This window comes from Limnohabitans sp. (genome assembly GCF_031538885.1).
Classification (GTDB): Bacteria; Pseudomonadota; Gammaproteobacteria; order Burkholderiales; family Burkholderiaceae_C; genus Limnohabitans.
In genome coordinates this window covers 21480-28144 of the sequence record NZ_JAVKLW010000110.1, presented here as the reverse complement: position 1 = coordinate 28144, position 6665 = coordinate 21480, and the positions used below count along the sequence as shown (strand labels likewise).

Here is a 6665-nt window from a genome sequence, read left to right as displayed (position 1 = left end):
TTCTACAACCACCGCAGAATTCACTCTACATTGGGCTATGTCAGCCCGATGCAGTTTGAGAAAAGCTGGAACGCGGCACAGCTATTGAAGGCCGCATAATTGACCAGCTAAGAGGTACGTCCAACAGGGGCAGGTTCAGTCTGCTGCAAGTTCCGCAAGATCAGCTCTGCTAGCACTAAGCCATCTTGCTGAATGGCAGCCAGAGGTGCGTAGCCATAACCGATGACGAGGCCCCGCAGGTTTTTGCGTGTAATGGTGTAGCGTGAAAGGGCACGCACGGTCAAACCATATGTGTGGGCTAGTTGGGCGAGTGCGACGTCATCTACGTGGGGCGGTAGGTGGACGCACAAGTGCAGGCCTTGTTCAGCGCCGCTGATGCTGGCATGTCTGCCTAGGCATGGGGTTAGGGCTTGTAGTAAGGCTTGACGACGCTCTTCGTAATGTTGTCGGGCGTTGCGGATTGTGGTGTGGAAGTGTCCTAGTTCGATGAACTCAGCCATGGCTACTTGCTGGTGCATGAGCCCAGGGCGATGTAGGTCGTAATGAGCGCGTTTAAAAGCTTGTACCCAAGGCAATGGTACGACCAGATAGGCCATTTTGATGCCGGGGTAGAGGGCTTTGGAGAAGGTGCCCATGTAGAAGACGCGATCATGCACATCCAGCCCATGTAGGGATGACATAGCTTGTCCAGCGAATCTGAATTCGCTGTCGTAGTCGTCTTCTAGAACCCAGGCTTGCATGTCGTGGCAACGTTGTAGCAACGTGTGGCGACGCTCTAGTGAGAGGATGCCTCCGGTCGGATATTGGTGAGAGGGTGTGACGTAGATCATGCGTGCTGTTGGTGCATGTTCGGAGTGCGCGATGTTGAGTCCTTGTATGTCGGTGGGTATGCCATGCATGCACAAACCACTGGCGCGAAAAGTTTGTGCCGCACCCCAGTACAGAGGGTCTTCGACCCATACGGTGTCATCGGGGTCGGATAGCAAGGTCGCGCACAAGCTCAAGGATTGTTGGGTGCCTGTGGTGATGATGACTTGCTCGTCTTCTAGTGACATGTTGCGCGACATGCGCAGGTATTGGGCGATGGCGCGCTTGAGTGGCATGAAACCACCGGTGTCGTTGTAGTCCAGCATGTCGGCATAAGACAAGCGCCAGTGTTTGTTTTGTAGTCGTTGCCACAAGGTGAGTGGGAAGGGTGAGAAGTCGGGGAAGCCTTGGGTGAAAGGTTGTATTTCTAACTCATCGGCCATGGCTTGTTTGAGCAGGTGTGTCCCACGTTTTGAAATGGCTCGTGGTGTGTCGCTAGTGCTTGGGGCCGTTTTCTTTTTGCCTTTGAGGCGAACGTGTGCAGGCAGCTTGTAGCGCACGTAGGTTCCGCTGCCTTGGCGTGTTTCGAGAAAACCTTCTGCTTCGAGTTGTGACATGGCGCTCATCACCGTGTTGCGCGCCAAGCCTAGGTCTTGTGCCAGCGAACGGCTGGACGGCAGGCACTCGCCAGCACGTAAATTTTTTTCTTGGATCGCTTGTTTGAGCAGTAGATACAACTGCCGATTGAGAGTGAGTTCAGGTGGCTTTGGATTGGTGGCCCATGCCTGCATTTGTTTGGTAATGAAGTCTGTGAGCATTGTTTTCTGACTGTGCTAAGTGGTGCTATCGATAAAAATTAACTGGTACCTACGCATTATGTATTGAGGAAACAAAATACTATTAAATTAAAAATAAATAGTAGGAGACAAAACATGAATCCTTGGGTTTGGGTTACTCATGATCATCGTGAACTTGGACAGCCACCTGAGCCGTCCCCATTCACAGTGTTGGGCGATAAATATGCGTTGGCTGTTAAGCATTGCGCCTTGGCAGAGCCGTTTACGTTACCCACGGCTAGTCCAGAGCAGATCCCTGATTTGCTAGCTCATTGTGATGGTGTGTTGTTTACTGGTTCGCCGTCAAATGTGCATCCTTCGCACTATGGTCAAGAGGTGTTGCGTCCTGATCTGCCTCTGGACTCTCGACGCGATGAACTTGCTTTGCCTCTGATCCGTGCTTGTCTGGCGTTGGAGGTTCCAATCTTAGGTATTTGCCGAGGCTTTCAAGAGATGAATGTGGCATTGGGGGGCTCACTGCACCAGCAGGTTCATGAGCTAGTCGGCAAGATGGATCATCGCGAGTCTCCGATGCTGAGTTGTAGCGACCAATATGCACCGAGTCATGCGCTGCGAATTGTGGCTGGTAGCCCTTTGGCGCAATGGGCTGGTGGCGAGGAGGCTGTGGTGAATTCTCTGCATGGGCAAGGGATTGATCGGTTGGCCGATGGTTTGGAGGCGATGGCGTTTGCTCCTGATGGATTGGTCGAGGCGGTGCAAGTGCGCCAAGTGCGTAGTTTTGCTTTTGCCGTGCAATGGCACCCCGAGTGGCGCTGTCAAGAGCACCCTTTGTATCTCAATATTTTCAAGTCCTTTGGGCAAGCCTGTCGCGAACGTCAAGTGCAACGGTTGAGTCGCTTCAAGGGCCCGCCATCGCAGACGTTTGCCTGAGCGCTCAACGTTTCAATCTTTCTTTTTATTGTCTGGAAAAACTATGTCTTCTTCTATTACACCGTCAAACTTTAGCGAATTGGAAACTTGGTTGAACGAGCATCAGGTGACTGAAATTGAGTGTCTTGCACCGGATCTCACCGGTGTCGCCCGAGGCAAAATTTTGCCGCGCGCCAAATTTACCGAAGACCGTGGTATGCGTTTGCCCGAAGCTGTGGTTGCGATTGGAGTGACGGGGGAGTTTCCAAAGTCTGGTCCTTATTACGACGTGATTAATCCTAATGATCGCGATATGCATTTGTTGCCTGATCCTTCTACTGTGCGTATCGTCCCATGGGCTGTAGACCCTACTGCGCAGGTGATTCACGACTGTTTCGATCGTGATGGCAGGCTGATTCCGTTTGCGCCGCGCAGTGTGTTGCGTCGTGTTTGTGATTTGTATGAGTCGTTGGGTTTAGAGCCCGTCGTGGCGCCTGAACTGGAGTTTTATTTGGTGGCGCGCAACACCGACCCGAATACTTTGTTGACTCCACCTATTGGTCGCAGTGGTAGAGCCGAAACTTCTCGTCAGGCATACAGCATTGATGCCGTGAACGAGTTTGATCCTTTGTTTGAAGAGATCTACGATTTCTGCGAAAAGATGGGTCTGAATGTGGATACGCTGATCCACGAAGCTGGCGCTGGGCAAATGGAGATTAATTTCTTCCATGACCATCCACTGGGTTTGGCGGATGAGGTGTTCTTCTTTAAGCGCACCGTGCGCGAGGCAGCCATGCGGCACAACATGTATGCCACTTTCATGGCAAAGCCAATTGCAGGAGAGCCAGGCAGTGCGATGCATATCCATCAGAGTATTTTGGATAAGGCGACTGGTAAAAACATTTTTAGCAATGCCGATGGCTCCGCATCAGACCAGTTCTATCACTACATTGGCGGCCTCCAAAAGCATGTGCCGACGGCCATGGCGTTGGTGGCTCCATACGTCAACAGCTATCGTCGATTGGGGCGTCACATGGCTGCGCCAATCAATATCGAGTGGGGTTACGACAACCGCACGGTTGGGATTCGCTCTCCTATTTCAAGTCCTGAGGCGAGACGCGTTGAGAACCGTGTGATCGGTGCTGATGCGAACCCTTATGTGGCGCTGGCGATGAGTTTGGCGTGTGGCTATTTGGGGCTTAAAAATAAATTGAAGCCCAAGCCCGAGATGAAGGGGGATGGCTATTTGTCACCGTACGCATTGCCACGCAGCTTAGGTGAGGCCTTGGAGTGGTTGCGCCGTGATGATGACTTGCGTGAGGTGTTGGGCGACGAGTTCGTGACGGTTTACACCGAGATCAAGGAGGTGGAGTTTGAAGAGTTCATGGAGGTGATTTCCCCATGGGAGCGCGAGCATTTGTTGCTTCATGTCTGATAGATAGATTGACTAGGAGTAGCTGAAATGTCATTGACCCCCATCTTTAATCCTGCTGTGGTGCAACAACGCCAAGTTGATACCCGCAGCATTCAAGCGCTTGATAGCGCGCATTACCTTCATCCTTTTACAGATAGCCAAGCGTTGGCTCAACGCGGCGCACGCGTGATCACGCGTGGTGAGGGTGTCTATATTTGGGATTCTGAGGGTAAGAAAATTTTGGACGCCATGAGTGGTTTGTGGTGCGTCAATATCGGCTATGGTCGACAAGAGTTAGCTCAGGCTGCGTATTTGCAGATGATGGAGCTGCCCTACTACAACAGTTTCTTTAACACCACCAATGTGCCTGCGGTTAAGTTGGCGACAAAGTTGTGTGCGCTGGCTCCCAAAGTGGGGGATCGTGAATTTACGCACGTGTTCTTTTCCAGCTCAGGTTCAGAGAGTAACGACACCAATATCCGCATGGTGCGCCACTATTGGTCTAGCTTAGGACAGCCGCAGCGCAAGGTCATCATCGGTCGCAAGAACGGCTATCACGGCTCTACGATTGGTGGCGCTTCATTGGGCGGTATGCAGGGTATGCATGAGCAAGGTGATTTGCCGATTCCAGGGATCGTTCACATTGACCAGCCTTACTACTTGGAAAATGCTTTGCTAGGTGAAACCGAGCATGATTTTGGTGTGCGTATGGCGCGCCAGTTAGAGGCCAAGATTGTGGAGGTCGGGGCTGACAAAGTGGCCGCTTTCATTGGTGAACCGATTCAAGGCGCGGGGGGCGTGATTATTCCGCCAGCCAGTTATTGGCCAGAGATTCAACGTATCGTGGATCAGTACGGTATTTTGCTGATCAGCGATGAGGTGATTTGCGCTTTTGGCCGCTTGGGTGCTTGGTTTGCTTATGAGCAAATGGGCTACAAGCCTGATTTGGTGACTTTTGCTAAAGGCGTGACCAGTGGTTATATGCCGCTAGGTGGTGTGATGGTGGGCAACCGCGTTTCCAAGGTGTTGATTGAACGCGGTGGTGAGTTCAATCACGGTTATACCTACAGTGGTCATCCTGCTGCATGTCAAGTTGCCCTAGCTAATTTGGAATGGATGGAGCGTGAACGCATTGTGGAACGCGTTCGCGATGATACAGGCCCTTATCTTGCCGAGCGTTTTGCGCAGCTTCTACAGCACCCACTGGTTGGTGATGCGCGTACTTGCGGCATGACGGCTGGCTTAGTGCTCATGAAGGACAAGACCGCACGCCAGATGTTCCCACCAGAATTGGCGGTTGGCATGGCTTGTCGTGCCCACTGTTTTGGTAATGGGCTGATCATGCGCGCCGTTGGAGATCGCATGATTATTGCCCCGCCACTTGTGATGACACGTGCCGACATTGACGAAATGATGACGCTCATTGTTCGATGCTTGGATCTCACGCTGGCTCAAGCTCAAGCTGAGGGCTGGTGCTGAGCGATGTTTGCAATGTTTTTTCTCAACTTCTTCACTGCTTTATTCAACTAGGAGATATCCATGACTAGTCACCCCCGTTTTGGAAATGTGCGTCGTTCCTTCGACTCTTGGTCTTTTTGGTTTTTCAGTTTTTTGCTGAGTTTGGCGTTGAGTATGAACGCCAGGGCCCAGGGCCAGCTCAATATGTACAACTGGTCTGACTACATTGGTGAGAACACTGTCAGCAACTTTGATAAAGAGTTTGGCGTCAAGATGCGCTACGACAACTTTGACTCGAACGAGGTCGTTCATGCCAAGCTGGTTGCTGGCAAAACTGGCTATGACATTGTGGTGCCTTCTTCTAACTGGGCTGCACTTCAAGCGCGTGGTGGTTTGTTAACCAAGATCGATAAAAGCAAAATTCCGAACTACAAAAATTTGGACCCTGCGGTGATGGAGCAATTGGCCAAACTCGACCCTGGCAATGAGTATTTGATCCCTTGGTTCTGGGGCTACACAACTGTGGGTATCAACGTTGAGAAGGTTAAGAAGGCGTTGGGTGATTTGCCTATGCCAGATGATGCTTGGGCCTTGATTTTTGATCCGAAGTACGTCTCTCGCCTGCGCTCATGTGGCGTATCTTTTCTGGATGCGGGTCCAGACATTATGGAGGCGATGCTTGTTTATATGGGCATTCCTGTTGCTACCAACAATTCGGCCGACTTCCAACGCGCGTGGACTGAGTTGCAAAAAATTCGCAGCAGCGTGACTTTGTTTTCTTCATCGGGTTACATCAACGACTTAGCATCCGGTTCGCTGTGTGTCGCGTTAGGTTGGTCAAGTGATATGAACATTGCTCGTTCGCGCGCATTGGAAGCTAAAAACGGCAGCACGATTCAAGTGCTTGTACCCAAGAAAGGTGCGGTCTTGTTCTACGACACGATGGTCATTCCTAATGACGCCAGCAACATTGATAACGCCTATAAGTTCATCAACTACCGTTTGCGTCCCGAAGTGGCTGCTGGCGACAGCAATAAGGTGCAATACCCCAGCCCAGTGCTAGGTGCTGAACGCACGATCAAACCTGAAATTGTGAGCAATAAAACCATCTATCTGAGCAAGGAAGATGCGGCTCGCATGCATGCCCCCCGCATGTACAACAACGACCAAAGACGCATGGTCACACGCAGTTACACCAATTTCAAAACAGGGATGTAAATGCATGCTCAGTTGGTCTGCAAGACCTGCTGACCGTGGTCCGTTCGACGCTGCATTTCAAG

The 6665-nt window shown here is 51.4% G+C and carries 6 protein-coding genes; 5 read left to right on the top strand and 1 reads right to left on the bottom strand.

Annotation, left to right across the window (positions count from 1 at the left end):
* Positions 1 to 99 (top strand): IS3 family transposase (locus RMS03_RS11690; RefSeq protein ID WP_405023472.1); only part of this gene is annotated, 99 nt, incomplete at its 5' end.
* 8 nt (positions 100 to 107) lie between these two features.
* Here the strand turns inward: RMS03_RS11690 and RMS03_RS08940 are convergent.
* Positions 108 to 1625: a PLP-dependent aminotransferase family protein gene (locus tag RMS03_RS08940; RefSeq protein WP_310626726.1), complete on the bottom strand. Its 1518-nt coding sequence runs from the start codon at positions 1623 to 1625 to the stop codon at positions 108 to 110.
* A gap of 114 nt (positions 1626 to 1739) precedes the next feature.
* On the opposite strand from RMS03_RS08940, the gene RMS03_RS08935 reads away from it, so the two are divergent.
* From RMS03_RS08935 to RMS03_RS08920, 4 genes are all read left to right on the top strand, one after another.
* Positions 1740 to 2534, top strand: a complete 795-nt coding sequence (locus RMS03_RS08935; RefSeq protein WP_310626727.1) for a gamma-glutamyl-gamma-aminobutyrate hydrolase family protein — start codon at positions 1740 to 1742, stop codon at positions 2532 to 2534.
* Positions 2535 to 2577: 43 nt separating this feature from the next.
* Positions 2578 to 3948: a glutamine synthetase family protein gene (locus tag RMS03_RS08930; protein WP_310626725.1), complete on the top strand. Its 1371-nt coding sequence runs from the start codon at positions 2578 to 2580 to the stop codon at positions 3946 to 3948.
* 27 nt (positions 3949 to 3975) lie between these two features.
* Positions 3976 to 5406, top strand: a complete 1431-nt coding sequence (locus tag RMS03_RS08925) for an aspartate aminotransferase family protein (protein ID WP_310626724.1) — start codon at positions 3976 to 3978, stop codon at positions 5404 to 5406.
* Positions 5407 to 5559: 153 nt separating this feature from the next.
* Positions 5560 to 6603 (top strand): extracellular solute-binding protein, encoded by a 1044-nt coding sequence (locus RMS03_RS08920; RefSeq protein WP_310626723.1) that lies wholly within the window; start codon positions 5560 to 5562, stop codon positions 6601 to 6603.
* The last annotated feature ends 62 nt before the right edge of the window (positions 6604 to 6665 follow it).

Coding starts and splice junctions, on each gene's coding strand:
- RMS03_RS08925 (WP_310626724.1), top strand. CDS start 3,976: ATGTCATTGACCCCCATCTTTAATCCTGCTGTGGTGCAACAACGCCAA.
- RMS03_RS08930 (WP_310626725.1), top strand. CDS start 2,578: ATGTCTTCTTCTATTACACCGTCAAACTTTAGCGAATTGGAAACTTGG.
- RMS03_RS08920 (WP_310626723.1), top strand. CDS start 5,560: ATGAACGCCAGGGCCCAGGGCCAGCTCAATATGTACAACTGGTCTGAC.
- RMS03_RS08940 (WP_310626726.1), bottom strand. CDS start 1,625: ATGCTCACAGACTTCATTACCAAACAAATGCAGGCATGGGCCACCAAT.
- RMS03_RS08935 (WP_310626727.1), top strand. CDS start 1,740: ATGAATCCTTGGGTTTGGGTTACTCATGATCATCGTGAACTTGGACAG.